The 26,851-nt window shown below is 45.9% G+C and carries 28 protein-coding genes; 22 read left to right on the forward strand and 6 right to left on the reverse strand.

Annotated features, from left to right (window positions below):
- Positions 1-405: 405 nt before the first annotated feature.
- From AC5YB1_RS08225 to AC5YB1_RS08300, 16 genes are all read left to right on the forward strand, one after another.
- The gene (locus tag AC5YB1_RS08225; RefSeq protein WP_494521433.1) at positions 406-1,188 is read left to right on the forward strand and encodes a DUF3450 domain-containing protein; all 783 of its coding nucleotides are present in this window, start codon (positions 406-408) and stop codon (positions 1,186-1,188) included.
- Entirely contained in the window at positions 1,188-2,543 is a 1,356-nt protein-coding gene (locus AC5YB1_RS08230) for a MotA/TolQ/ExbB proton channel family protein (RefSeq protein WP_494521434.1), read from the forward strand. Before AC5YB1_RS08225 ends, AC5YB1_RS08230 begins: the two co-directional genes overlap by 1 nt.
- The gene (locus AC5YB1_RS08235) at positions 2,543-3,070 is read left to right on the forward strand and encodes a MotA/TolQ/ExbB proton channel family protein (RefSeq protein ID WP_475514276.1); all 528 of its coding nucleotides are present in this window, start codon (positions 2,543-2,545) and stop codon (positions 3,068-3,070) included. The genes AC5YB1_RS08230 and AC5YB1_RS08235 overlap by 1 nt, the downstream gene beginning before the upstream one ends.
- 13 nt (positions 3,071-3,083) lie before the next feature.
- The gene (locus AC5YB1_RS08240) at positions 3,084-3,488 is read left to right on the forward strand and encodes an ExbD/TolR family protein (RefSeq protein ID WP_110456699.1); all 405 of its coding nucleotides are present in this window, start codon (positions 3,084-3,086) and stop codon (positions 3,486-3,488) included.
- A 1-nt stretch (position 3,489) separates the two neighbouring features.
- Positions 3,490-4,107, forward strand: a complete 618-nt coding sequence (locus AC5YB1_RS08245) for an energy transducer TonB (RefSeq protein WP_110456698.1) — start codon at positions 3,490-3,492, stop codon at positions 4,105-4,107.
- A 2-nt stretch (positions 4,108-4,109) separates the two neighbouring features.
- Complete coding sequence (locus AC5YB1_RS08250) at positions 4,110-5,357, forward strand: tetratricopeptide repeat protein (protein ID WP_475514275.1); 1,248 nt, start codon at positions 4,110-4,112, stop codon at positions 5,355-5,357.
- Between the two features lie 354 nt (positions 5,358-5,711).
- A complete protein-coding gene (locus AC5YB1_RS08255; protein WP_494521435.1) occupies positions 5,712-7,538 on the forward strand; it encodes a DUF885 domain-containing protein in 1,827 nt (608 codons plus the stop codon).
- 100 nt (positions 7,539-7,638) lie between these two features.
- Positions 7,639-7,917: a peptidylprolyl isomerase gene (locus AC5YB1_RS08260; RefSeq protein WP_475514273.1), complete on the forward strand. Its 279-nt coding sequence runs from the start codon at positions 7,639-7,641 to the stop codon at positions 7,915-7,917.
- 14 nt (positions 7,918-7,931) lie between these two features.
- Positions 7,932-8,468, forward strand: a complete 537-nt coding sequence (locus AC5YB1_RS08265) for a GNAT family N-acetyltransferase (protein ID WP_494521436.1) — start codon at positions 7,932-7,934, stop codon at positions 8,466-8,468.
- 58 nt (positions 8,469-8,526) lie between these two features.
- Positions 8,527-8,760, forward strand: a complete 234-nt coding sequence (locus AC5YB1_RS08270) for an RNA-binding S4 domain-containing protein (RefSeq protein ID WP_494521437.1) — start codon at positions 8,527-8,529, stop codon at positions 8,758-8,760.
- A gap of 25 nt (positions 8,761-8,785) precedes the next feature.
- Positions 8,786-9,172: a ribonuclease E inhibitor RraB gene (locus AC5YB1_RS08275; RefSeq protein ID WP_494521438.1), complete on the forward strand. Its 387-nt coding sequence runs from the start codon at positions 8,786-8,788 to the stop codon at positions 9,170-9,172.
- A 209-nt stretch (positions 9,173-9,381) separates the two neighbouring features.
- The gene (locus AC5YB1_RS08280; protein WP_494521439.1) at positions 9,382-10,161 is read left to right on the forward strand and encodes a TSUP family transporter; all 780 of its coding nucleotides are present in this window, start codon (positions 9,382-9,384) and stop codon (positions 10,159-10,161) included.
- A 79-nt stretch (positions 10,162-10,240) separates the two neighbouring features.
- Positions 10,241-10,516, forward strand: coding sequence for a hypothetical protein (locus AC5YB1_RS08285; RefSeq protein WP_494521440.1), 276 nt, complete (start codon positions 10,241-10,243; stop codon positions 10,514-10,516).
- Positions 10,517-10,683: 167 nt separating this feature from the next.
- Positions 10,684-11,829 (forward strand): exonuclease SbcCD subunit D, encoded by a 1,146-nt coding sequence (locus tag AC5YB1_RS08290; RefSeq protein WP_494521441.1) that lies wholly within the window; start codon positions 10,684-10,686, stop codon positions 11,827-11,829.
- Positions 11,826-14,882 carry an AAA family ATPase gene (locus AC5YB1_RS08295; protein WP_494521442.1) on the forward strand — a complete coding sequence of 1,019 codons (3,057 nt, stop codon included), beginning with the start codon at positions 11,826-11,828 and terminating at the stop codon, positions 14,880-14,882. Before AC5YB1_RS08290 ends, AC5YB1_RS08295 begins: the two co-directional genes overlap by 4 nt.
- 228 nt (positions 14,883-15,110) lie before the next feature.
- Positions 15,111-16,394: a peptidoglycan DD-metalloendopeptidase family protein gene (locus tag AC5YB1_RS08300; protein WP_494521443.1), complete on the forward strand. Its 1,284-nt coding sequence runs from the start codon at positions 15,111-15,113 to the stop codon at positions 16,392-16,394.
- A 72-nt stretch (positions 16,395-16,466) separates the two neighbouring features.
- On the opposite strand, the gene AC5YB1_RS08305 is transcribed toward AC5YB1_RS08300, so the two are convergent.
- The 3 genes from AC5YB1_RS08305 to AC5YB1_RS08315 form a co-directional block, all read right to left on the reverse strand.
- Positions 16,467-16,973, reverse strand: a complete 507-nt coding sequence (locus tag AC5YB1_RS08305) for a M48 metallopeptidase family protein (protein ID WP_110456137.1) — start codon at positions 16,971-16,973, stop codon at positions 16,467-16,469.
- An 80-nt stretch (positions 16,974-17,053) separates the two neighbouring features.
- On the reverse strand, positions 17,054-17,494 hold the full coding sequence (locus AC5YB1_RS08310) for a DUF3010 family protein (protein ID WP_110456136.1): 441 nt from the start codon (positions 17,492-17,494) through the stop codon (positions 17,054-17,056).
- A 178-nt stretch (positions 17,495-17,672) separates the two neighbouring features.
- Positions 17,673-19,016, reverse strand: coding sequence for a DEAD/DEAH box helicase (locus tag AC5YB1_RS08315; protein ID WP_494521444.1), 1,344 nt, complete (start codon positions 19,014-19,016; stop codon positions 17,673-17,675).
- A 200-nt stretch (positions 19,017-19,216) separates the two neighbouring features.
- Between AC5YB1_RS08315 and rssA the strand changes: the two genes are divergently transcribed.
- From rssA to ribA, 6 genes are all read left to right on the forward strand, one after another.
- A complete protein-coding gene (gene rssA / locus AC5YB1_RS08320) occupies positions 19,217-20,176 on the forward strand; it encodes a patatin-like phospholipase RssA (protein WP_494521445.1) in 960 nt (319 codons plus the stop codon).
- Between the two features lie 205 nt (positions 20,177-20,381).
- A complete protein-coding gene (locus tag AC5YB1_RS08325; RefSeq protein WP_494521446.1) occupies positions 20,382-21,080 on the forward strand; it encodes a hypothetical protein in 699 nt (232 codons plus the stop codon).
- Positions 21,081-21,340: 260 nt separating this feature from the next.
- The gene (gene nrdD, locus AC5YB1_RS08330) at positions 21,341-23,458 is read left to right on the forward strand and encodes an anaerobic ribonucleoside-triphosphate reductase (protein WP_494521447.1); all 2,118 of its coding nucleotides are present in this window, start codon (positions 21,341-21,343) and stop codon (positions 23,456-23,458) included.
- 63 nt (positions 23,459-23,521) lie between these two features.
- A complete protein-coding gene (gene nrdG, locus AC5YB1_RS08335) occupies positions 23,522-23,989 on the forward strand; it encodes an anaerobic ribonucleoside-triphosphate reductase-activating protein (protein ID WP_494521448.1) in 468 nt (155 codons plus the stop codon).
- Positions 23,990-24,075: 86 nt separating this feature from the next.
- A complete protein-coding gene (locus AC5YB1_RS08340; RefSeq protein ID WP_475514258.1) occupies positions 24,076-24,432 on the forward strand; it encodes a YibL family ribosome-associated protein in 357 nt (118 codons plus the stop codon).
- A gap of 246 nt (positions 24,433-24,678) precedes the next feature.
- Positions 24,679-25,317 carry a GTP cyclohydrolase II gene (ribA, locus tag AC5YB1_RS08345; RefSeq protein ID WP_475514257.1) on the forward strand — a complete coding sequence of 213 codons (639 nt, stop codon included), beginning with the start codon at positions 24,679-24,681 and terminating at the stop codon, positions 25,315-25,317.
- Positions 25,318-25,573: 256 nt separating this feature from the next.
- Here ribA and AC5YB1_RS08350 read toward each other — a convergent pair whose 3' ends face one another.
- The 3 genes from AC5YB1_RS08350 to AC5YB1_RS08360 form a co-directional block, all read right to left on the reverse strand.
- Entirely contained in the window at positions 25,574-25,921 is a 348-nt protein-coding gene (locus AC5YB1_RS08350) for a VF530 family protein (RefSeq protein WP_494521449.1), read from the reverse strand.
- A 293-nt stretch (positions 25,922-26,214) separates the two neighbouring features.
- Positions 26,215-26,604 carry a rhodanese-like domain-containing protein gene (locus AC5YB1_RS08355; protein WP_475514255.1) on the reverse strand — a complete coding sequence of 130 codons (390 nt, stop codon included), beginning with the start codon at positions 26,602-26,604 and terminating at the stop codon, positions 26,215-26,217.
- A gap of 15 nt (positions 26,605-26,619) precedes the next feature.
- On the reverse strand, positions 26,620-26,841 hold the full coding sequence (locus AC5YB1_RS08360; protein ID WP_494521450.1) for a YgaP family membrane protein: 222 nt from the start codon (positions 26,839-26,841) through the stop codon (positions 26,620-26,622).
- Positions 26,842-26,851: the final 10 nt, after the last annotated feature.

Genomic DNA, 26,851 nt, shown 5'->3' on the forward strand with positions numbered 1-26,851 from the left:
TTTGCTCTCCATTTGTTACCTTTTTGTTTCGTGTTGAGCGTTGTGTCGCGCTTTAGTTAAAGTTGCTTATTTTCAATGGTTTATGTTTGAGGTTTTTATGTCTACTAGCCTGTAAATGTAATACCTACCAAAAGGAGTTAGTTGAAAAAGCTCATCTTATGTAAATTTAGCCCTGTAATCGCCTTTTCACACAGTTCTACCGCTTTCGAAATGTTGACATCGGTCAACATTTTGTGAAATGATGCCAGCGGGTCTGCACTCTGTATAGTGTAGAGAGGGAAGATAATAACTAACAATCACAAGAGAAATACACACTTATAGCAACGTCATTCTAGCAAGATAAGCAGAAACCCATGTTGCTACTAGGTTAAACTTTTTATTTTCACTTCAAATTGGTTGGGAACTATGTCCAAGGTAAGCAATAGAACTAAAATCGCTACAGCGCTCGTAGGCGCGCTGGCCTTAGCAGGCAGTAACTTAGTGGTTGCCGATCCACTTTCTGATGTACAGAAAGCGGATGCGAGAATTCATTCTGATGCAGCAGCATCTCAAAAGAAAGTTGATAAATTCTACGATCAGGCACAAGACATGGCATTTGAATATGGCCAAGTCGCTGATACGCGTGAATCAACAAAATCATATAATGATTACGTTGCTGGTTTGGTCGCAGACCAAGAAGCGACGATGAAACTTATTCAAGAAGACATCAATGGTGTTGATAAGTTACGTCAAGGTGTTGTGCCATTAATGTTTAAAATGGTTGATGCGCTGGAGCAGTTTGTTGCTTTAGATTTGCCTTTCAATCAAGAAGTTCGTCAGGCTCGTATCGAGCGTTTACGTGAGACGCTTAATACTGCAAACGTGACGCTTGCAGAAAAATATCGCCTTATTCTTGATGCATACAATATCGAACGCGAATACGGTTCAAAGTTGAATGTTGAAACGGGTAAGTTGCAGCTTGATAGCAAAGAGATTCTAGTTGATTTCATCAACTTTGGTCGTGTTGGCTATTACGCACAAAGCCTAGACCAAAAGTCTGCGTGGATGTTCAATCCAGAGACAAAAGCATGGGATAAGCTAGAAGATAGCTATCTGCGTAACATAACTAAAGCTATTCGCCAGGCACGTGGCCAAGGCGCTCCAGATATGTTCGCGTTACCAATCCCAGCTGCGGAGGCTGCACAATAATGAAAAAGTTAATCTCTACAGCAATCGTTGCTGCAACGCTATCTTTAACAGCGGGAATGGTCAGTGCAGCTGATGCACCTAAGACGATTGATCAACTGCTTAAGCAAGTTCAAAGTGATCGCGCTAATGCCGCTCAAGTTAACAAAAAGCGTGAAGCTGAGTTTCAAGCTGAACGTGGCGATAAAGCAGCACTACTTAAACGTGAAAAAGCCGCGTTAGCTGCTGAAGAACAACGTGGTAAAGATCTAGCACAAGCCTTTGCTGATAACGAGCGTAAAATTGCTCAGTTAGAAGAAGACCGCAAAATTGCTCAAGGTGACTTGGGTGAAATGTTCGGTGTCGTTAAAGGTGAGGCCGGTGATTTTGCGGGCAAACTAATATCTTCAAACGTTAGCGCTCAGTTTCCTGGTCGTGCAGCGTTTATCTCTGAATTAGGTGCTCGTAAAGAACTACCAAAAATTGAAGAGTTAGAGAAGTTCTGGGAAGCGCAGCTGTTCGAAATGGCTGAGTCAGGTAAAGTCGTTTCATTCAATGCTGATGTCACTGGTATAGACGGTAATGTAAGCAACACTAATGTGATCCGCGTCGGTGCCTATAACCTATTAGCCGATGGCCAATATGTTGTCTATAACCCTGATCTGCGTCTTATCCAGCAGTTATCTCAACAGCCTGGTGGTGAGCAAGTTGCAAGCGTTAAAAAATTCGAAGGTCAAACGTCAGGTGTGCACAAATTGTTTGTTGACCCTGCGCGCGGTGTACTACTCAATGTATTTACACAGAAAGCCACATTAGAAGAACGCATTGAAGCGGGCGGCACGATCGGTTACATCATTATCGCACTATTGGTACTTGGTGCGCTAATTTCTATCGAACGTTTAGTTACTCTTTATATTGTTGGTGCGAAAGTTAATGCACAGCGCAAAGATATTGAAAATCCAGGTAACAACCCACTTGGTCGAGTGTTAAAGGCTTACCATGACAATAAAGATGTCGATGTTGAGACCTTAGAGCTGAAACTTGACGAAGCGATCCTCAAAGAGACGCCAGCGCTTGAAACTCGCATCTCTATCATTAAGGTTCTTGCGGCTATCGCGCCTATGATGGGTCTACTTGGTACTGTGACCGGTATGATTGCGACGTTCCAGAGCATCCAGTTATTCGGTACTGGCGATCCTAAGCTTATGGCGGGTGGTATCTCTATGGCACTAATGACTACAGTACAAGGTCTAGTTGCGGCATTACCACTAATGCTGATGCACGCGATTGTTATTGCACGCAGCAAGTCTGTTGTTCAAGTGCTTGAAGAGCAAAGTGCAGGTATCGTTGCCGAGCACGCTGAGAAGAGGAACGCGTAATGATGCTATACCTGATGGACATCTGGGATTCCGTCAGGGGCTTCATGGCCTCCGGAGGCGACGTCCTCTGGTTGGTTGCGGCAGTGCTATTTCTAATGTGGGTGTTAATGCTTGAGCGTTTTTGGTATCTCAATTTGATTGCGCCAAAAGAGCATAGCAATATTATCACCGCATGGAATAACAGAGAGGACTCTACCTCTTGGCATGCACACCGTATCCGTGAAGCTTGGGTATCCCAAGCGAAACAAGATATGAATGCTCGTATGCTGATTATCAAAACCTTAGTAGCTATCTGTCCGATGATAGGTCTGCTAGGTACCGTAACCGGTATGATACAGGTATTCGATGTGATGGCAGTTCATGGGACGAGTAACGCTCGTATGATGGCAGCTGGTATTTCAATGGCAACCATGCCGACAATGGCGGGAATGGTCGCTGCATTATCGGGAGTATTTTTCAGTACTCGCCTTGATGCAAAAATGAAGATCAGTATGGAAAAGCTAAAAGACAGCCTGCCACACCACTAGAGAGAGATTGAACATGGCACGTAAAAAGCATTCAAGTATAGAAGAAGAAGCACAGATTGATATGACACCGATGCTCGACATCGTGTTTATCATGTTGATCTTCTTTATCGTAACAACATCGTTTATTAAGCCATCAGGTCTTGACTATAACAAGCCTGAAGCTTCTCAAGCGACTACTCAGAAGTCTGCAAACATCTTTATTGGTGTGAGCAAGACAGGCGTGATTAAGATGGAAAACCGTCAGGTCGACATCGAACGTGTAACAGCCAACGTAGAGCGTATGTTAGCTGAATCACCAGAAGCGGCTGTATTGATTGAAGCAGATAAAGAAGCTGAGCATGGCCTGGTTATTAAGGTGATGGACAACGTGAAGAAAGCCGGTATCGACAAAATTTCGGTATCAGCGGGGAAAGATTAATATGCTGAGAGCAATAGTATCATTATTAATTGGTGGTGCTGTTACTTTTGCCCTGTTTGTATTCATGGCCTTCTTGGTCGGTGGCGGCGCTAAACGCGCCGACACCGCAACTGAATCTCCAGTAATTGAGATCAGTATGGATAAACAGGATACAAAAGTGCAGGATAAGCCTAGGGTAAAACCTAAGCCACCTACGCCGCCTGAGCAACCACCTTTGCCCGACACTCCGCCACCAGATAGCTCATCTGATATTGACACTAATATGTCATTTAACATGAGCGGTGTAGTGGCAGGTTCAGCAAGTACGGGCTTTAAGCTAGGCAACATGATGACTCGTGATGGTGATGCCACGCCAATTGTACGTATTGAGCCACAATACCCAATTGCAGCAGCTCGTGATGGTAAAGAAGGTTGGGTACAACTTAGCTTTACGATTAACGAACTCGGTGGTGTTGACGATATCGAAGTGATTGATGCAGACCCAAAACGTATTTTCGACAGAGAAGCTAAACGCGCACTCAGGAAGTGGAAATACAAGCCAAAGATTGTTGACGGTAAAGCACTTAAACAGCCTGGCATGACGGTTCAATTAGACTTTAAACTCGATGGAGGCAAATAGAGATGCAAAAAGTAAATACGCTTGCAGCTGCCCTATTGTTTGCTATCGGTGGTAGTTTGGCTGTTTTGCCTGTGGCACATGCCGCAGAAAAATGTCCAATTGAAAAGCGCAAGTCTAAGGCTGTTGGTCAAAACTCTGCTAAAAAAGTGCAGAAGTCTTTTGAAGCTTATCAAGAAGGCAACATTGACGAAGCGATTGCGGTATTGCTGGAAGCCAACCCGCGTGATGATTTTGATAAGGCCTATATTGCCCGTATGCTGGGTAATTTTTACGCCGAAAAGAATCAGATGGGCACTGCGATTAAGTACCTTAAAACGGCCGTAGATGCTGACATTCTTGGTGGAACCGATCATGGTGCAACACTGCGTTTATATGCAGATTTGTTAATCCAAGAGAAGAAGTTCAAAGAGTCGATTCCACAGTATTATAAGTGGATGGAGTTTACCTGTAAGGAAGATGCACAAGTGTATCGCCGTATCGGTATTGCTTACTCTGAACTTAAAGAGTGGGATAAAGTACTTCAAGTCGTTGATAAAGGTCTTTCTATCAGTGATAAGCCAGATAAAGGCTTATATCAGATGAAGCTGACTGCTTACTTCAATAAGAAAGATTATAAAAATGCCGTTAAAGTGCTCGAGACCATGGTGCCATTGTTCCAACAAGATGGTCGTCTCTGGGTACAATTAGCGCAGTTTTATTTGATAACCGAAGACTACAGCAAGTCGTTGGCCACCTATGATCTGGCTTACAAGAATGGATTTTTAGAAACCGCAGGTAATATCACCCGTTTAGCGCAGCTTTTAGCGCAAAATGGGTCACCTTACAACGCGGCTAAAATCTATGAAAAGCATTTAAAAAGCGGTCTGATTGAGCAGGATGAAAAAACGCTCTCAATCTTGGCAGGCTTTTATCATAATGCCAAAGAACTTGATAAGGCAGCGACCTATTATGGTAAAGCCGCTGCCATCAATAATGATGGTAAGTTATACCTAAAACAGGCACGTTTATTGACATTGCAAGAAGAGTACAAGCAAGCGATTCCCGTACTCAAAAACGCGCTAGCAGCGGGTGATGTGAGTGAAGGTGAGGTTGAATTTGAGTTGGCATTAGCTTATCTCGGTACTAAGCAGTATAAAGCGGCATATAATGCGTGCTTAAAAGCGGCCAAAGACGAGAAAACTCAACGTACAGCTAACAGCTATCTTGCTTACATCAAAGAAAAGGCACGTATTTATAACGTTGCGCTTTAACTTTTCTAAGTCTAAAAAGCCCCTTCATGGGGCTTTTTTTATGGGGCAAATAAATTGTCGGCTGCTTGAGGTGGCTACCTCAGTGTTTATTTAATAAATCATTCCAGTAATTAAGGTTAGTTGCTGGTTTCATCAATATGCGGGCATAGATACAATAGGGCTAATGTTAACGCTGTAAAACTGGGCGACACTATCGTCGATGAACGATTTTCATAAGGTTAGCCTGGTCAAAGTAACTGTCTCGAGTTACCAAAATCAGAGGGGCTAATGAGTCGTGTGCTGCCAACCTCTTAGATTAATCTACTGAAAAATAACTAACTAGCAATTGCACAAAATATGAAGGAAAGCATAAAAATGAAGAAAACCATTCTCGCAATGGCTATCGCTGCGAGCACCATCCTTGTAGGTTGCTCAGAGGCACAGCAAGGCACGCAGGCCACTGTTGCAGCTAAGCAAACCACTATCAGTGGCAGCACGCAAACTGCCGAACAAGCGTATTTGGCTCTGGCTGATAACTATTTTAACGACAGCCTAAAGCTTGAGCCGATTTATGCGACTTTTGTGGGAGTTAATGATTATAACGACCAATTTGGCGGCGCATTGACTGAAACCTATTTAAAACAGCGCCATGAGTTAAACACTCGCTACTTAAAGCAGGTCAAAGTCATTGACCGAGATGCATTGTCGCCAGCGTTGCAACTGAGCTATGACATGTTTTCTTACGACAGAAATGTCGCACTTGTTTCTGAAACCTTTCCTGAGCATTTCATGCCCATGAATCAGTTTTACAGCACAGTGATCAGCATGGTGCAATTAGGCAGCGGTGAAAGTGCTCAACCGTTTAATACTGTGCAAGATTATACTAATTGGTTATCGCGTTTAGCTGGGTTCGTTGAGTGGACTAAATTGGCACAAACTCGTATGGATGAAGGCATTGCTAGTAAAGTGGTGTTGCCTCGAGTCTTAGTGGAGCGCATTATTCCGCAACTGCAAGCGCAGTTGGTCAGCCAGCCGCAGCAAAGCCTATTTTACGCGCCAATTGCGCAATTGCCGGCTTCATTTACAGCACAAGAAAAAGCACAGCTGACGCAGCAATATACCCACTTTATTGATGAGCAGTTACTACCTGCACTGAGCCAGCTCACAGACTACTTTCAGCACACTTATCTGCCGATGGCCCGCGGCAGTGACGGTTGGTGGGCGCTCCCTAATGGAAAAGTCTGGTATCAACACTTAGCCAACTCACATACCACCACTACCATGTCGGTTGATGAAATTCATCAGGTTGGTCTATCTGAAGTGGCCCGTATCTTGTCTGAAATGGATAAAGTACGTCAGCAAGTGGGTTTTGAAGGCGATTTAAACGCTTTTTTTGCGTCACTGTCATCTGAGCCACAATATTTTTTCACTGATCGTCAGGGGCTTATCGATGGTTATATGGTGTTGAAAGATAAAATCAATCTTGAGCTACCTAACTACTTCAATGTGATGCCAAAAGCAGATTACATTGTTAAACCAGTAGAGCGTTTCCGTGAGCAGTCTGCTGCTGGCGCCTCCTATGATGCTCCTGCCGTTGATGGCTCGCGTCCTGGGGTATTTTATATCAACACCTTTAATTTAAAAGCCCAGCCGAAGTGGGGCATGACCACTCTCTCGCTACATGAGGCTGCTCCTGGACATCACTTTCAAATTGCTATTAAACAGGAGCTTAGTGACATTCCTCAATTCCAGCGCTTTGGCGGCTACACCGCATTTGAAGAGGGCTGGGCACTCTATGCGGAGTACTTAGGCATCGAGATGGGCATGTTTAATGATCCTTACCAATATTTTGGTAAGTTATCAGACGAGATGCTACGCGCTATGCGTTTAGTGGTCGATACTGGCCTGCACGCCAAAGGGTGGAGCCGCGAGCAAGCGATTGAGTATATGAAAGATAATTCGCCAATGGCGGAGTCAGATATTATTGCTGAGGTCGAGCGCTACATGGCCATTCCAGGTCAGGCATTATCTTACAAAGTGGGCCAGTTGAAAATTTTGGCCTTGCGCGCAGAGGCTGAACAAGCCTTAGGTGATAAGTTTGATTTAAAAGCGTTTCATGATCAAATTTTGACCTCTGGTTCACTGCCAATGGCTGTGATGGAGCAAAAAATCCACCACTGGATCGCCGCGACCAAGGCATAATCCTCTCGGCTGAACATCATCGTTCATTAAGCCCAGCAAATGTTTTATACTTGCTGGGTTTTATTTTACTTACTTTTGACACATTTTTTAGGAGCGATACATGGTACAAGCAACTGCACGTCATTTATTAGTCAGCAGCGAAGAACAATGCGAGCAATTAAAGCAGCAAATTCTGGACGGCGCTGATTTTGCTGATGTCGCCAAAGCCCATTCATCTTGCCCATCTGGCGCTCAAGGTGGTGATTTAGGTTCGTTCGGCCCAGGCATGATGGTGCGTGAATTTGACGAAGTGGTATTTAGTGCGCCATTAAATGAAGTTCAAGGTCCAGTTAAAACCCAGTTTGGTTATCACTTACTTGAAGTGACCAGCCGCGGCTAAACTGAGGCAACACGATGCTTGAGCTATATACCGGCAGGTTAAAGATTAGGTCGTTGCAACGTGAGGATTGGCAAGTTTACTTGTCAATCCACCAAGATCCTAGTGTGAATCAATTTGTTCGCCGACCGGATAGTGTTGAGGTTATCGCCGATAAATTTGCATCGCGGCTAACACCTTGGGTATTTGAGTCGGGTGATTGGTTAACCTTGACTATTGAAGAGTTAACCACGGGGCAAATCGTGGGATTTACCGGTCTTTACGCCAGTAATGTCACGCTTGCCCACGCCGAAGTCGGTTATATGCTCAGCCCAGTGAGTCATGGTAAAGGTTATGCAACCGAAAGCCTCAATGCCGTGATTGACTGGGGTTGTTTACAGTATCAAATTCACAAGTTTGTCGGCGTCTGTGTTAAGGACAATCGTGCTTCTGCTCGGGTGTTAGAGAAATGTGCTTTTCAACTTGAAGGCATTTTGCGCCATAACTACAAGCTTGACGATCTTTGGGTGGATGACTGTTATTACGGTTTATTGGCTTCAGAGCGCCCACTGTAGCGTGTCATCATGCACAAGTGTTATAATCGCGCCGATTTTTTTCAAAAAGGTATACAGTGTGACCACAGTATCACAAACCCTAGCATTATTGCCAGGCGAAGAGTTTATAGAGCTCTATAAAGTATTAAAAGTACAGTCGATGACCGGCGGTGGTGGCGAAGCTAAATTCGTCATAAGCGAAGGCATGGTGACTGTCGATGGCGAAGTGGAAACTCGCAAGCGCAAGAAGGTTTCACCCGGGCAAGTGGTGAGCTTTAATGGCGAAAGCGTAATGATTGTCGCAGGCGAATAACGTCCTTAAGTAAGTGGAGTTAATAATGCAATTTCCAGATGATGATAATGGCAAAATGCTGGCCGCAATGGCGGAATCCGGTATCGATTTGAGCAAGGCGCTTGATGTTGATTTTTTCCTTGTGTTTGAAGATCAGCGTGATGCTGAGTCAGCCGCAGAAGAGTTAGCTCAATCTGAACTCGAGGGCGAAATGGAATTACACCTCAACGATGAACTCGGTAAGTGGGAGCTTATCGTGTGCATGAATATGGTGCCTGAGTACGATGCGATTGTTAGCCAAGAGCTCGAACTCAATACCTTTGCCGCCGAGTTCGGTGGTGCCACTGATGGCTGGGGCGTCATGCAGCATCAGGAAGGCGATGATGAATTTGCTGATGATGAACACCAATGCAGTGATGACTGTCAACATTAATGCTACCGACGATTAAAGCCACTGTATACAGTGGCTTTTTTATTGCCTATTTTACTGAGACAGGTTGTTTTTAGCTGGGTCTTACTAGCACTGATTTTAGGCTGGGTTACATAAAACAATGCTAAAAAAGATAAAACTTCTTTGCCTTGTCAATGCAAACCAAGTTTAATAGCCGCAATTCTACTCTATTGATTTATAAAGCAGTCACTATGTCTTTCGAATTAACTTATGAGCTCATCGCTATTCTATTTGCCGTCGCTATTGTGGCTGGCTTTATCGATGCAATCGCCGGTGGCGGCGGACTATTGACTATTCCAGCGCTGATGTGGGCCGGGCTGCCTCCAACTGCGGCGTTAGCGACCAATAAGTTGCAGGCGTGTGGTGGTAGTTTTTTTGCCAGCCTGTATTTTATCCGTAAAGGCATGGTTAATTTAACGCAAATGAAGCTGTCTATTAGTTGTGCGTTTATCGGTTCGGCGTTGGGCACTGTTGCCGTGCAGTTAATCGATGCCTCAGTATTGCAGTTGGTATTGCCATTTTTAATGTTAACCATTGGCGGCTATTTCCTCTTTTCGAAGAAGATAAGCGAAGAGGACAAACAACAATTGCTCACCCCCACGGTGTTTGGCTTTACTGCGGCCCTAGGTGTCGGCTTTTACGATGGTTTTTTTGGGCCGGGGACTGGTAGCTTCTTTGCACTTGCCTTTGTGTCATTAGCAGGATTTGGGCTGGCAAAAGCGACTGCCCACGCTAAGGTACTTAACTTCTCAACCAATATCGCCTCGCTGATTTTCTTTGCGCTCGGCGGCAAAGTAGTATGGTTACTCGGTGCATGTATGCTTGTTGGTCAAGCTCTGGGGGCCACGCTTGGTTCGCGGATGGTGATGAGTAAAGGCAGTAAAATTATTAAGCCGTTAGTGGTGACCATGTCGATCGCGATGAGCGTAAAATTATTGTCGGATCAGTACGATCTCACTGCATGGTTTTAGAATTTATTTGTATCGCAGTACATGACTGATTAATACATTAATCATTGCATCAGATAGATAAGATAAAAGTAGGCACTGTATGGCATCAAAACCCGATCGAGTAACGGCGATGTTGCAGCTTATCGAACAAGTTAAGCAGGAGCTTCCTTTAACTGAGCCGGCTCATTTTATCTGCGGCCCAGAAGGGAGTTGTATCGGTTGCCCTAAAAAATTACTCGAGTTGGTTGATAGTGAATTATCTTATTGGGAAACCGCCATTGCCAATGGTGATATGCCGCAGCTTGGTGACATCTCCCGTTTCGGTAAACTGTGTAAAAACGTCCGGCGCGGGTTAAAACGCAGCGGAGTGTTATAGCGTAAAAATCTCATTATCGATGAGATTGATTTAGTCCCCAATTGACGCCTTAGGGTGGCGCTTACAGAGATAAACTTGATGTAAGGTCGTTGCCATCTGTCGCTGCATTTCTTACTATAACAAGCATTAGATACGTTCGTATCCTCCTCATTTTTAAACGAGAACTGATGAAATTTATCCACACCTCGGACTGGCATATCGGTCGTCAGCTACATAATCAAAGTTTGCTCGACGATCAGCGCCATGTGTTAGCGCAAATCATCGAATTAGCCAAGGCGCACCAAGTCGATGCCATCGTGGTGGCGGGTGATATTTACGATCGCTCCGTGCCGCCCGCCAACGCTGTGGCGCTGCTCGATGATGTGCTTAATCAGGTGGTCAATGAACTGGGCATTCCGGCCATTTTAATTGCCGGCAACCATGATGGGCATGAGCGGTTAGCCTTTGCTTCGCGGCAGATGCTGAGCAGTGGTTTACATATTATTGGGCCGCTAAGTGACACAGTACGGCCGATTAAACTTACCAGTGCAAGTGGTGATGCACTCTTTTATCCGCTGCCCTATGTTGAGCCAGCAACGGTGCGCCATGTGCTCGATTGTGATGTGTCTAGCCATGAAGAGGCGATGGCAACATTGCTTGAGCAGGTCACAGAGCATGATAGTCAAGGATTGCCAAAGGTAGTGATTAGCCACTGCTTCTTAGATGGCGGCAGTGAGTCAGATTCAGAGCGCCCCTTGAGTATTGGCGGCGCCGATAAAATTGCCCCACAGCTGTTTAAGGATTTTAGCTATACCGCACTGGGGCATCTGCATGGCCCACAATACAAGGGCCAACCTTATATCCGTTATTCGGGCTCCATTTTGAAGTATTCCTTCAGCGAACAGCATCAACATAAATCGGTCACCTTGGTAGAACTCGATGAGGTAGGCGAGGTCAATATTGAGCTGTTGCCACTCACACCGCTTCGTGATGTACGTATTATCGAAGGTGAACTGGCGCAGTTATTAGCCGATGGTGTTAACGATCCCCAGCGAGACGATTATTTGATGGTGCGTTTATCCGATAAAAGCGCCATTTTAGATGCGATGGGCAAACTACGGGCGGTGTATCCCAATGTGCTGCATCTTGAGCGCACAGGGCTAATGGCCCAAACCGATCAGCTTGCCATTCGCAGTGACCATATCAAAAAGGGTGAGTTAGCCATGTTTACCGATTTCTTTAGTCAAGTGGCCGGCGAGCCGATGTCCGAAGAGCAGCAGCAATTAATGGCCGAGCTTCTCGACAGCTTGCATAAAGCGGAGGCTAGCCAATGAGACCGTTAAGTTTGACCATGGCAGCGTTTGGCCCTTTTGCTACTGAGCAAGTGATTGATTTTAAATTGCTGGGTAAAAACCCCTTATTTTTAATCAATGGCCCTACCGGCGCGGGCAAAACCACCATCTTAGATGCCATCTGTTTTGCGCTTTATGGTAAAACCACCGGTGATGAGCGCGAAGGATCACAGATGCGCTGTGATATGGCCGATGACGAGCGCCTCACAGAGGTGAGCTTTACCTTTGAACTCGGTGAGCGGCAATACCATATTCGCCGTGTACCAGAGCAACCTAGAGCCAAAAAAAGTGGCGATGGGTATACGGTACAAAAACCTGAAGCTCAGCTTACGTGTATCGAACGCGATGGCACTGAGGTGCTGTTGGTGGCTGCTAAAGTGTCGGAAGCAACAGCGCAGATAGAGCAATTAACCGGACTCGATGTGGATCAATTTCGTCAAGTGATGGTATTGCCACAAGGTAAGTTTCGCGAGCTGCTGATGGCCGATTCTAAGGCGCGCGAAAAAATCTTCAGCCAACTGTTTCAAACTCATATTTATCGCAAGATTGAAGACAAACTCAAGCAGCAAGCCTTAGGCATTAAAAAAGAGGTCGAGGCGATGCGCAATCGCCGCGACGGTGTTTTGCAAGGCGCTGACCTTGAAAGCGATGCGGCGCTCAATGATGAGCTTAAGGCGTTGGCTCCCGAGCTTGCCAGCGCGACTGAAAAAAAGGCTAAGATAGATAAACAAGTTCAACTGGTGAGTCAGCAACTGGAGCAGGCTAAGCAGTTAACTGCTGAGTTTTCCTCGCTAGAGCAGCTTAACTTATTAGCTAGGCAACTCGATGAGCAAAAAACGCAGATCGACCAGCAGCAACAGCAGTTACTCGCCGCGCGTAATGCCAAGCAGCTGCAACCTGTTTATCAGGCGGTTGAGGCTCGCAAGCTTGAGTTAACCCAGGCTACTGAGCAGCAATTGAAGTCGCAGGCGCATCAGCAGCAAAGTGAAGCTATGCTCAATCAAAGTCTTGCTGCGATAGAGACGCTCCCCGCACTAGAAACTCAGCAGCAACAGACATTAACCACTGCCGAGCAGCGTCGTACCTTATTACCGCAACTTAAACAGCTTGAGCAACTGAAGGCCCATGTGAGTGACAGCCAGCAGCAGATGACTTATGCCGAGCAGCAAGGTAAGCAGACAAAAGCAAAACTGGCGCAGTTAAATGATGAAAAGCTGGCAGCCCAGGCCCAAGTGCCAGAGCTAAAAGCCCATAGCCAGCAGTTGCTCACGTTGCAGCAACAGATAAGCGATACCAAACATCATTTGCAGTTTTATGCTCAGTGGCTGCGCGGCAGCGCTGAGATGGAGCAAATCAATGCTCGCTTAGTTAGTGCAAAAGAGCATGGGGTGCAACTACAAGCGCACCACAAACAGTGCGAAATCCACAATCAAGGGTTGATGTTACGTTGGCATCAGGGCCAAGCGGCCATCTTAGCGGCACAGCTATCTGCTGGCGAGGCGTGTCCCGTTTGCGGCAGTCTTGAGCATCCACAGCCCGCACAAAGTGAGCAGGTCGTGCCTACAGATGAGGAGCGCGAAGCGGCGCAAGCTAATGAGCAGAGCGCATTAACTGAGTTGACCAATGCTCGCTCAGACTATCGTCAGCTAATAGAAAAATTAAAGGATGTTGAGCAAAGAAATCGTGAGTTAGCTGAGCAGCTACCCGGTATCGACAGTCTTACGCAAGCTGGCCTTGAAACCACGCTGGGGCAGCTTGAACAACAATTTGCAGAGGCGACGAAAGCGCAGCAACAACTGGTTGATATTGACAGCCGCCTGACGGCCTTGCAGCAGCAAGAGCTGCTGCTTAATCAGCAGCTTGAGCAAGAGCGCGAACAATATCGTCAACTGGAAAAACAGTTTAATGAAAGCGCTGGTCAGCTTAAGCAGTTACAGGCCTCGATACCGCAAGAACTCGTTGACTTACCGGCACTCGAGCAAGAGATCGATAAGCTGGAGCAAACTGCAGCGCAGTTGAAGCTGCAGATTTCATCTTTGCGTGAGCAACATGCTAAAGCTGAGCGGCAATCCGCCAGCGCTGCGGCGCAACTGCAATCGGCGAATGAGACATTGGCAAGAGCGAATGAGCAGCATCTGCTTGCAGTAAGTGAGTTTGAGCGACAGTTACAAACCTCTAAGTTTGACTCCTTAGCCGCCTTTCAAGCTGCCATGTTAACGGACGAGAACATGGCTGTTTTAGAGCAGCAGATCAAGCAATATGAGCAGCGCTGTATCACCAACAAAGCCAATATCGCGCAATTAGAGACCAAACTAGCAGGCTACACACTACCTGATATTGCAGCAATCACAGACAGCAAGACACAGCTTGAGACGCAGCAGCAAAGTGTGCTTAATCAGTGGCAACAACTGAGCGGCCGTATGCGGCAACTAGAACAAACTGCGGAGCAGCTCAACAGCCTAGACACGCAATCGAAAACGCTTGAAGCCCAGTATGCCGTGGTCGGGACACTGTCTGATGTGGCCAATGGCAACACAGGTAATAAGATAAGCTTGCAGCGTTTTGTGCTCAGTGTGCTACTCGATGATGTATTACTTGAAGCCAGCCATCGACTGCAAATGATGAGTAAAGGGCGTTACCGTTTGCTGCGCAAGGAAGACAAGACTAAAGGTAACAAAGCCTCGGGACTCGAACTTGAGGTAGAAGATGCCTATACCGCAAAAGTACGCTCGGTGGCGACCTTAAGTGGCGGAGAAAGCTTTATGGCGGCACTATCGATGGCACTGGGATTATCGGATGTGGTGCAAGCCTATGCGGGCGGCATTAAACTCGATACCCTGTTTATTGATGAAGGTTTTGGCAGTTTGGACCAAGATTCACTCGAACTTGCCATAAGAACATTAATGGATCTGCAATCGGCAGGGCGTATGGTGGGGGTGATCTCCCATGTAAGCGAGATGAAAGAGCAGATTGGCAGCCGCCTCGATATCATTAAAACGGCGACGGGTAGCACAATTAAGGTTATTTTACCTTAATCTTAATTTGTGATTGATGAAGATAAACGTGCTGTAATAGCACGTTTTTTATATGAAAAATGCCACATTTATTGGTTTGAGTCGATAATATGGCGTTTTATTCGCTTAATTTGTGCTCTAGATCTATTTGTATCTGGCGAAAATTTTGATATAACTTGCCCTCGGCTTTCCCGTTCAGGGATAAATGCTGTCAATTGATAACAACCATAATAAAAGTAGAGGCATAGGTTGCGAACAAGTAAATTTTCTTTGGTCAATATGTCTCTATCCCGTTTGGCGGCGCTGCCGTCACCCCATAAGAAACTGTTAATGATCACGGGTGGGTTAGTCGGCATCGCACTGTTATGGCCGAGTCAGCAGCAGATGTTACCCCAGCGTATCCCTGTCGCGCTTGATATTGAGTCACTCGTGATGCCAGTAGAGCAGGCGATTAGCGATCCGGTCGATGCTCGTCCTGATTACGTCAAAACCATCGTCAGCGGCGATACCTTAAGCGGCTTGTTTTTAGATGCCAATGTCGATCAACAAACCATGTATAAGGTACTCGAAGCCGATCTCAATATTCTGGCTTTAGATACATTAAAACCGGGTAATATTATTCGTTTTTGGCTTGATGACAGTGGTCAATTAACGCAACTAGAACTGTATTTTAATGCCGCTCGTCAGGTGGTTTTTAGCCGTTATGAGGAAGGCGGCTTTAATGTTGAAGAGATCAATATCGATGGCATTTGGCAAAATCGCTCACTGGCTGGTGATATTCAAGGTTCATTTTACCTGTCGGCGCAGCGTGTGGGGCTTAATGCTGCTGACATTCAGCGTATCGAATCATTACTCAAAGAAAAACTCAATTTTGCCCGTGATTTGCGCGCCGGTGATACCTTTTCTGTATTAATGAGCGAGCAGTATATTGACGGCGAAGTCACGGGAAATCGTGACATTTTAGGGGTAAACATTCAGCGTGGTCGCAGCAGTATTAATGCTTATCAAAATAGTGATGGTAACTTTTATGATGAACAAGGCCGCAGCTTAGCCAGAGCATTTCAACGTATACCGCTAGAAAAAAATTATCGTATCAGCTCTCGATTTAACCGTCACCGCCACCATCCAGTTACGGGGCGCACTGCACCGCATAATGGTACCGATTTTGCCACACCAGTGGGCACTAAAATCGTGGCACCCGGTGATGGTATCGTGTCGTTGGTGACAGATCATCGCTATGCAGGTAAGTATGTGGTGATTGAGCATGGCAATAAATATCGCACCCGTTATCTGCATTTGTCCAAAGCATTAGTGCATAAAGGTCAGCGAGTTTCCCGGGGCCAGGTAATTGCGTTATCGGGTAAAACTGGACGGATAACCGGTCCACATCTGCATTATGAGTTTCACGTTAATGGTCGCCCAGTCGATCCGATGAAAGCGGATATCCCCATGGCGAGTAAATTGTCCAATAAACAGATGAATGAGTTTGCGCAGTTAGTGAAGGTGCGCAAAATGATCATGGGACAAAGCTAGTGTTCCCAAGCGCGTTAGTTGTTTAACCCAACACATCTCGTTATAAAAAAAGCCGCTAATATAGCGGCTTTTTTATGTCGTTACGTTGGACTCTAATTCGAGCATGGTGAGCCACAAACGTAAATCAAACTCTAGCTGGTGGTAATCATTTTCCATATGGCAGCAGAGTTGATAAAACGCTTTGTTATGATCTTTCTCCTTTAAGTGCGCCAATTCATGTACCACCACCATGCGTAGCAAGGGTTCGGGGACATAACGTAACTTAGAGGAGATGCGGATCTCATTTTTGGTCTTGGTTTTGCCGCCATGATTTTTAGCGATATAACTGTGTAAACCCAAGGCCTGCTTCTTTAAGGTGATCTTGTCATCGTAGAGCACCTTATTGAGTGGTTGCGACTTTTTGAGATAACGGTTTTTAAGCGCGATAGTGTAATCGTACAGGGCTTTGTCGCTGCGGATATCGTGAATGTCGGGATAACGCTGTTGCAGGACGTTCTTGAGTCGATTTTGTGCAATAAGTGCCTCGACTTGAGTAATTATCTCGGGGCGGTAACCTTGTAGGTAATGAAGATGGGTCATGTGATCTTAGTCGAACTCATATCGGCCGGGCTAGGGTGCCCGGCGTGCTTTGATGAATAAAGCTTGCGCTATGGCGGCAATTATTCAGGTTTGGCAAAGATACGTTGGTTATGATAGGCGTAAGCCACTTCAAAGGCATTCTTTTGGAAACGCTTAAGGTCGAGCCCATCAAAATCCACCATAGGCGGGTTGCGCTTGAGTTGCTCTTTGATGGTAACAGGTGAGATCAAGTGTACAGGTAGGCCGCACAACTGGATTGCCGCTTCCATCTTAAAACTGGTGGCACTGCCAGCAAGCTTACCTTTTTGCTCACGCTCGATTAAAACTACTTCATCGACTTTGTAGTCTTCCATCAATTTACAAAAGGCAAAATGAAACTCTTTAATCGATTCTGTTTTAGCCGAATTTGATACCGTTAATGAACGAGAACGGCATTCTGGCACGTTAAAGGTTTCACCTTCATAACTTAATAAACTGATGATGGCTTCGCCACCTTTTAACTCAACGCCACAAACTCTCATGATAAACCTAATAATAAAACTGTAATGGGGGTTATTGTAACCTTAATTGGCATAATGAGCAGCAGTTGCTAAAACAAATTACGCCATAAAAATCATCTTTTGCTGTAAATCCTAGCCGTTATGCAAGGGATCCCAAAGCGTTGAGCGGCTGGTTGGCCGCTCATTTTACAAAGTGCGGTTATTCTTCAGGGGTGTCTTGCAAGGTAGACTTTGGTTTGCGCAGCATAGGCGCATCGCCAATATCGACACCTGTGATAAAGCGTTTATCGCGGTTATCTTTAGTCTTAGTGGTCGATTTAGCCTTAGCGGGCCTAGTCTTGTTTTGCGCCGCTTTTTTAGCGGTGGCGGGCTTACCTTTAGATTTAGCTTTGAGGCCGCTAAACTTGGGTTTTAATCCTGCTATTTCGCTTAGCTCAAATGTGCGGCGTAAAAATAGCTGCACTTGTTTGAAGTTATCCCAATCTTTTGGACCCACGAGTGATATAGCATCACCTTTAGCACCTGCACGGGCAGTACGGCCAATGCGGTGAATGTACTCTTCGGCTAACTTGGGCATATCGAAGTTAATCACCAAAGAGACGTTGAGTAAGTCTAAGCCGCGTGAAGCCACATCTGTGGTGACCAAGATCTGTTGTTGACCTCGGCTAAATTGATCCATTATCTGATTACGGGCTGACTGCTTTAGCTCGCCGCTCAGTGAGGCGGTGGTATAGCCTTCATCGGCGAGTTTTGTGGCTAGACGGTCGGTATCACTGCGGGTGGCAGTAAAGATGATCACCTGCTTATGTTGTTCTTGCTTCAGTAGCGTCAGTAACAGCTTTTCTTTGTGGCCTAAGTTATCGCACAGATAGACTTTTTGGGTAATATCTTGGTTTTCAACGTTTGAAGCCCCAATCGACACATGCACGGGCTCTTTTAGCAGCTCAGCCGCTATCTCGTTAATTTCACCATGATCTAGCGTCGCAGAGAACATCAAGGTTTGACGACGTTTATGATCGGCCGCTTGGTTAATGGCGCGCAGCTGTTCGGCAAAGCCTAAGTCCAGCATTCGGTCGGCTTCGTCAAGGATAAGTAATTCGAGCCCGTTGAGGTGCAGATGACGCTGTTTAAGATGGTCGGCCAGGCGACCAGGCGTCGCCACTACAATATGTGGGTCTCTGGCGAGGGCTTTCGCTTGGTCATTAAAATTTTCGCCACCAAGAATTTTAAGCGCCTTGTATTGCGTATTGGCGACCAGCAGTCGTAACTGGCTGTATACCTGCGTTGCCAGCTCTCGGGTGGGCAATAAAATGAGTACGCGAGGATCGCGTTTACTCAATGCTTTGGTCGAGATAATACGCTGCATAGCGGGCAGTAAAAACGCCAAGGTCTTACCCGAGCCGGTTTTAGACGATGCCATTAGATCCTTTCCCGATAGGCCTACAGGTATCGATTGCTCTTGGATCTCGGTCGGCTTGTCGATGCCCATATGTTCTAGGCTGGTTAGTAGGCGTTTATCGAGTGAAAAATCTGAAAATTGCAAAGGTGTGCTCCAAAATATCAATAAGAGCGCATTATACATCGACTTGGGGCTTTCAGCCATTAGGATTAGTGCTTGTGGAGGACGGATATCGTAATCAAGGCAAATAAGCCATTTTCGCGCGTCATGCTTTAGCCTATGATGGCAGATAAGGGTTATGCCTTTAATTGATACGAGGCAGTGATGAGTAAGGGAGATAATAGATGGCGACTATCGGTATCGCGTTAGGCAGCGGCGCAGCTAAGGGCTGGGCCCATATTGGGGTGCTCAATGAATTAGCTAAAATGGGAATAAAGCCAGACAAAGTGGCAGGGTGCTCTATTGGTTCTGTGGTCGGTGCTGCCTATGCCCAAGATAACCTCAGTGAACTGCAGCAATGGGTGAGTGGCTTTTCTAGTTGGGATGTCCTTGGCTTAATGGATTTAAGCTGGCGTAAAGGAGGCTTAATTGGTGGTGAAAAGGTGTTTGATGTGATGCAACAGCACATTGGCGTGCTCGACATTGAACAGATGAAGCGTCCCTTTGCCGCCGTGGCAACCGACTTATATAGTGGTCAGGAGATCTGGTTTCAACGAGGGGATTTGCGTCATGCGGTGCGCGCCTCTTGCTCTATGCCTGGCATCTTGCCTCCGGCGCGCATTGGCGATCGTTGGCTGGTTGACGGCGCCGTCGTTAACCCTGTGCCAATATCGGTGAGCCGAGCCATGGGGGTCGATTTAGTGATTGCGGTCGATCTTTATGGTCATCGCAAGACACGCCTAGAACAACTGCCTGTGTCGCTGTCGTCTAGCGCGCAAGCGTCGGTGCCGACCGCAGAGGAAATCAAGGCTCAAGGGCAAGATGTTGGCTTTATGGATCTGCTGGCGCGAGGCCGAGAGTATGTGTCAGGGTTAACCGATAAGTTTTCTCTGGGCAATCGTAATCAGCCGGGGATGTTGGCTGTGATGTCACAATCGATGGATATTTTAGAGCAGCGCCATAAGCGAGTACGTTTAATGGGCGATCCTCCAGATCTATTGATCACCCCTAATGTGGCTGATATTGGCACTATGGAATTTCATCGTGCCAACGAAGCCATAGAAGCGGGTGAACAAGCGGTAAAGCAGGTAGCGCATATTATCACCACTGTGCTCGAAGAGTTTCCACGCAAGTCATTCATGTAATAAGGCTATCAGCTTACGATTTACCTATGCTATGGGGTTAAATGATTGAGCTTGGCTATAGCCGGTGGCTGGGACTATATGGATTCGATGATGTTAATGATGTAATACCTACGCTATTTATCATCGAATCTATTGAATGTTTTTAAAAGCGGCCTAGTTTTTGCTTTGACAAAGTATTCGTTTAGCAGTCGTCGACATTTTGACAATGAATCCAATCAGTCAGCTACCAACAACCTCTAATTCTCAACAGGTTACCGATGCCTATAGTGGTGCGCTTAATCATCAAACCCAAGGCGCGAATGCACCGGCTGACACGGTAAGCTTAGGCGAACGAACTCGCCCAGCGCAGGCAAACGGTGCGGCCATCCCCCAAGAAGAAGTGTCATTATCGCCTCGGGCGCAGCGAGCTCAAAAAATTGAGGCGATGGCGGATGACTTTTTTAGCGCGGGCGAATTTAGTATTAATGATATTCCTAAGCTTATTCAGCGGTTACATCAAGATGGTATCTTGTCAGATAGCCAGTTAAACCGCTTAAGCTCTGCAGGATTTGAGATCCCAGAGCCCAATGAGGCGTCGCAATCACTGCTGGACTTTATTGACAGTAAGCAAGAGGGATTAACGCAATCGGAGCCAGATAAGGCGCTGCATAAAATGCTCGATGATGCTAAAACCGTGCTTAATAACATGGACAGTATTGATGGCGCATTATACAGCCAAACCGCCGCTCGGGTATCGGCACAGTTAACTGTGTTGATCAACGCCGACACTAATATGCCCGCAATGGAAAAAGAGCAGTGGCAAGGATTGAAATCGACCATGCAATTAGCTGCATCGATGGGAAATTCACAACAATCGAGTGGCCAATTAAGCAGTTATTTAGCATTATCTAAGCGGCTTACGTAACTTAGCTACACTTATCCACAGTTTGTCCCGACTTTTTACATTATCTAGCCTTGTTTCGATGCTTGGTCAAGGCCACTTTTTAAGATAAGTGGCCTAGTTTGCAGTAATCTTTTGTCGCAAAATACCATCGGTAAAATCATGATCTGGATCAAGGTACTTCAAGTGACTTTGTAGCTTAATGCGCTACATATTGTGTCTTAATGTTTTGTTGGCACTATATATGGTGTCATTTTGAACGTTACTTGAGGAGATATTAAACAATGCCAGTAGTTATTAAGCGGGATGGTTACCGCACGCCTTTTGACGAAACAAGGATCAGAGATGCGGTAATTGCCGCTGCAAACTCAGCAGGTATTGATGATGTTGCCTATGCTACTCAAGTCGCGAGTCAAGTGAGCCGTGCCATGGCTGATGTGGCCGAAGTGGATATCCACGATCTGCAAGATGCGGTTGAAAATCAACTGATGGAAGGTCCCTATAAGGCTTTAGCGCGCGTGTATATCGAATATCGTCACGATAGAGATGTCCATCGAGAGCAGAGCAGTCGACTCAATCGCGATATTCGTGGTTTGGTTGAACAAAGCAATGCAGCCTTGCTTAACGAAAACGCCAATAAAGACTCAAAAGTGATCCCGACCCAGCGCGATCTGCTTGCTGGTATTGTGGCCAAGCATTATGCGACTCGCCATATTTTACCCAAAGATGTCGTGTCGGCCCATGAAGCGGGTGAGATCCATTATCACGATTTGGATTACGCGCCTTTTTTCCCGATGTTTAACTGCATGCTAATTGATTTAGCCGGCATGTTGACTCATGGTTTTAAGATGGGCAATGCCGAAATTGAAACCCCAAAATCGATCTCAACGGCCACAGCAGTTACGGCGCAAATTATTGCTCAGGTAGCAAGCCATATTTATGGTGGCACCACCATTAATCGTATCGATGAAGTGTTAGCGCCATTTGTGGCTAAAAGCTATGACAAACATTATCAAGTGGCCTTAAAGTGGGGCATTACAGATGCCAAAGCCTTTGCCACCGCGCAGACCGAAAAAGAGTGTCACGATGCGTTTCAGTCGTTGGAGTATGAGGTCAACACCTTACATACTGCTAATGGGCAAACACCGTTTGTGACCTTTGGTTTTGGTTTAGGCACCTCGTGGGAGTCGCGGTTAATCCAGGCCTCAATGATGAAAGTGCGAATGGCTGGGCTGGGTAAAAACCGCAAAACGGCAGTGTTCCCTAAACTGGTGTTTGCTATTCGAGATGGTATAAACCATAAGAGTGGCGATTGTAACTACGATATCAAACAGTTAGCGTTAAAATGCGCCACCATGCGCATGTATCCAGATATTTTAAATTATGAGCAAGTGGAAAAAGTCACCGGCTCATTTAAGACGCCAATGGGTTGTCGCAGCTTTTTAGGTACCTACGAAGAAGACGGCGAACTGGTGCATGATGGGCGTAATAACTTGGGCGTGGTAAGCTTAAACTTGCCGCGAGTCGCCTTAGAAGCCAATGGTGATGAAGCGCGTTTCTTTGCCATTTTAGATCAACGTTTAGCCATTGCCAGACGCGCATTAGATACACGTATCGAGCGTCTAGAAGGAGTGAAAGCGCGCGTTGCCCCGATTTTGTACATGGAAGGGGCGTGTGGTGTACGTTTGCGCGCCGATGATGATATTAGCCAGATTTTCAAAAATGGCCGCGCATCAATTTCGTTAGGTTATATAGGGCTACATGAAACCGTTAATGCGCTTTACGGCAATCAAATCCACCTGTTTGACAGTGAGCAGCTGCGCGCCAAAGCAATTGCCATTATTGAACACCTTAAAGCGGCAACAGTGCGCTGGCGTGACGAGTCCGGTTATGCCTTTAGTTTATACAGCACACCGAGTGAAAACCTTTGTAGCCGTTTTTGTAAACTTGACACTAAGGCTTTTGGGGTGATTGATGGCGTGACCGACAGAGGTTACTACACTAACAGTTTCCACTTAGATGTGGAAAAAAAGGTCAATCCTTACGATAAGCTGGATTTTGAGATGCCTTATCCAGCACTGACCAACGGTGGATTTATCTGCTACGGCGAATATCCCAATATGCAGCATAATATTGAAGCGCTCGAAAACGTGTGGGATTACAGTTATAGCCGCGTGCCTTATTACGGCACAAATACGCCGATTGACGAGTGTTATGACTGTGGTTTTACAGGTGAATTTAGCTGTACCAGTAAGGGCTTTACCTGTCCTAAATGCGGTAATCATGAGCCCAGTCGAGTCTCAGTGACGCGTCGAGTGTGCGGTTATTTAGGCAGCCCAGATGCGCGGCCATTTAACTATGGTAAGCAAGAAGAGGTTAAGCGCCGGGTAAAACACCTGTAGGCGTTAAGTGGTAACGGTTGGCGCGCTGATGCACGCCTAAGTGTTAATAAGCTTGAGGCTTAGATGAATTACCAGCAATACTTTCCAGTCGATGTGGTCAATGGCCCTGGTACGCGAGCGACCCTGTTTGTGTCTGGTTGCGAGCATCAATGCCGCGGCTGTTATAATCAGTCGACTTGGAGTCCGACAGCGGGTCATCTATTCGATGCCGCCATGGTTGAGCAGATCATCACGGATCTGCAAGATACACGTATCGTGCGCCGGGGTTTATCGTTATCAGGCGGCGATCCGCTTTACCCTCAAAATGTTGCCCAGATACTTGCGCTAGTAAAGCGTGTTAAGCATGAGTGTCCAGATAAAGATATTTGGCTGTGGAGCGGTTATCGGTTAGATGAATTATCGACAGCCCAGCGCCAGGTGCTGGATTATGTTGATGTGCTGGTGGATGGCAAATTTGAGCAATCGCTTGCCGATCCAAGCTTAAGATTTCGTGGCAGTAGCAATCAGGTGATCCACCATTTCCAGCAATAGTGATATAATGTCGGCCAAACAGATAGGCGCAGTCAGCAATCTTGCTTGATTGGCCGAGTATTATAGATTTATTTTAAGGCAAGTTAATGAATTTAAAGCAAGAGTTACAGCAACTTAATGACCGACTCGACAAATGTCGTCGTAAATTAGATGCGGCAGAAAAACGCGGTGATCAAGCGGTGATTTTGCAGTTTAAGCAAGAGATCAATGCTGTAACGAAACAGATTGCCCATGTTAAAAACCAACAGACTCGCTTGTTGAACAAAAAAGGCACCGATGTAAAGTCACTGCCTTTTAGTCGTGCACTGACTAAAGCTGAGCAAGCCGATATGGGTAAATTAAAAAAATCAGTCAAAGGATTAGTCGTTGTACATCCAATGACAGCATTAGGGCGTGAAATGGGCTTAACCCAAGTCACAGGCTTCGCCCCGAAAGCGTTTTAATCCTCAATTGCCGATATTTGATTAGCGTACGTGAGCGATATCATATTGCTTATCGTTCGCTCGGCGTATGCTTAGCGCTCTTTAATACGCTGCGGGTGAAGTAATAACCGATTCAATTACTCGGCTATTTCACTGTAAGGCAAAAACACATAAAATGCTCAGTCTGATAGTAAGGCCGCATCCTAGCCTTAGTTATTTTCTACCTCTTTTTTTGACTCGGACAGAGCGAGTAGTAAAGGTTATTTCATGTCAATTAAGTATGTCGCCACTTCAAAGTTACCTACGCCTTGGGGCGTATTCGCCATGCATGGTTTTGAAGACACAGACACTGGCAAAGAACATGTCGCACTCACTTTTGGTCAACTAGATGCCAATACCCCCATACTTGGGCGTATTCATTCAGAATGTTTAACTGGCGATGCGCTGTTTAGTTTGCGTTGCGATTGCGGTTTTCAACTACAAACGGCGATGCAAAATATTGCCGAGGCAGGACAAGGGTTTATTTTATACCTTCGCCAAGAAGGGCGAGGTATAGGCTTACTCAATAAAATCCGTGCCTATGAACTACAAGATCAAGGCGCTAACACGGTCGAAGCAAATGAGCGACTCGGTTTTGAAGCCGACATGCGCAAATATGACATGATCAAGCCGATGATGGAGAAAATTGGCGTACATCAAGTTAAATTGATGACCAATAACCCTCGTAAAGTTAAAGCAATGAAAGAGCTCGGTATTGATGTGGTTGAACGTGTTCCGCTGCAAGTAGGCAAAAATCGCTACAATGAAGCATATTTAAAAACCAAGTCAACAGAGCTGGGACATATGATGTCTGAGTATCATTTTACTGAAGAAGCAAACGTCGTTAAGCCCCCTAAGGCTGAGTAACGTTCGCGCTTTTTTTAGTGTATCAACGCTATCAAGACACTGCGGCGATTGCGGCAGTGTCCTTGTTTGCCGCGCTTAGCTTCTTTACTCTCTGCCTGCAAAACCTGCAACCTCAAAATGATAGTTGCGGTGTTGTGCTTTCATCGCACTTTTAGCTTTGGCGCCTATCTATGCGAATCGCAAACAGGCTATTTGAGCGGGTCATCTTATGCAATAAGCTGATGATGACGGCGGTAAAGCCCGTTAATATGCCAGCTTAACGCTTTCCCCAAATCTGTGCGTTAGTACTGTCGGTATCAGCACCTTTAGCTGTACTCTTGTTGCTGCTCGCAGGGCTTGCCACTCGAGTAGATGTGCGTACCTCACTGTCCGCTTTCGGCTTAGGTAGCGGTAGCTTATTCATTTTGAGGTAAAGGTATTCCACTTTTTCTCTGGCCCAAGGCGTTTTACGTAAAAACTTAAGGCTAGATTTAATACTAGGATCATGATTAAAACAACGAATGTCGATACGTGTGCCCAGTTCTTCCCACCCATAATGGTCAACTAAATCGGTGAGAATTGTTTCGAGTTTAATGCCGTGCAGAGGATTATTTGCTTGTGTCATATTGTGCGATTGTCCATGTAAATTAGGCTGATTATATCAGTTTATATGGAGGTGGGTTGATAAAAAACCACTCGCTCCAGCTTCCCGCTTTGGCGTTATTGGGTTTTATCGGTATTAGGTTGCCTTATTGCATGTTCGCATTGACGCATGGTTGGTGTTTTGTGCTGATAACCTATCAGTTCAGCTTAAAGGATGTGCTGTTAATGGATATGTAGCCAAGGGGAGGCGCCAAGTTATTCATAAAAAAGGCACCCATAGGTGCCTTTATCATTGATTTAAACAGGCCCTGCAGCTTATTTGGTTTGCTGCTGGCTTAGAGTCTGATAGCCACCACCATTATAAGTGTGGGTATAACCTTGCTCAATTAAACTCATTTGGGCAATATCACTGCGACGTCCACTACGGCAATACAGCACCACATCGGTCGCTTTATCTATATTACGTTTAGCAAATTCAGCGGCAATATTTTCAAATGGGATGTTAATCGCATTGGCTAAATGCCCCTGGGCAAACTCTTCAGGGGTGCGCACATCGACTATCATGGCGCCGTTATCTATCATCTTCCATGCGGTTTCAATGTCTTGTTCAGCCGCGATGCTAGGTGATGATAAGCCGATAGCGGTCACAAAAAGTAGCGCAATCAGTGCGCCGAATCGGCTAAGTAATGTAGTGGCTTGTCCCACGTAAACTCCTTGGTATTAACTGTGTGGTTTAGCGCGTTCAAGCTCGGCTTCACTCTTTACACCCAGTTTTTTCATTATCATGGCTGCAGGGCAAAACCCAGTAAAAGCGCTTTGTAATAGATTAGCGCCAACAAAGGCGGTAAGCCAGATAAAATTATGATGTACTAATGCAGTCAACGCGAGAGACAGTAACACCATAAAGCCAGCAAAAGCGAAAATACTACGTTCGATAGACATAATTAACTCC

The organism is Shewanella sp. 433 (assembly GCF_059338565.1).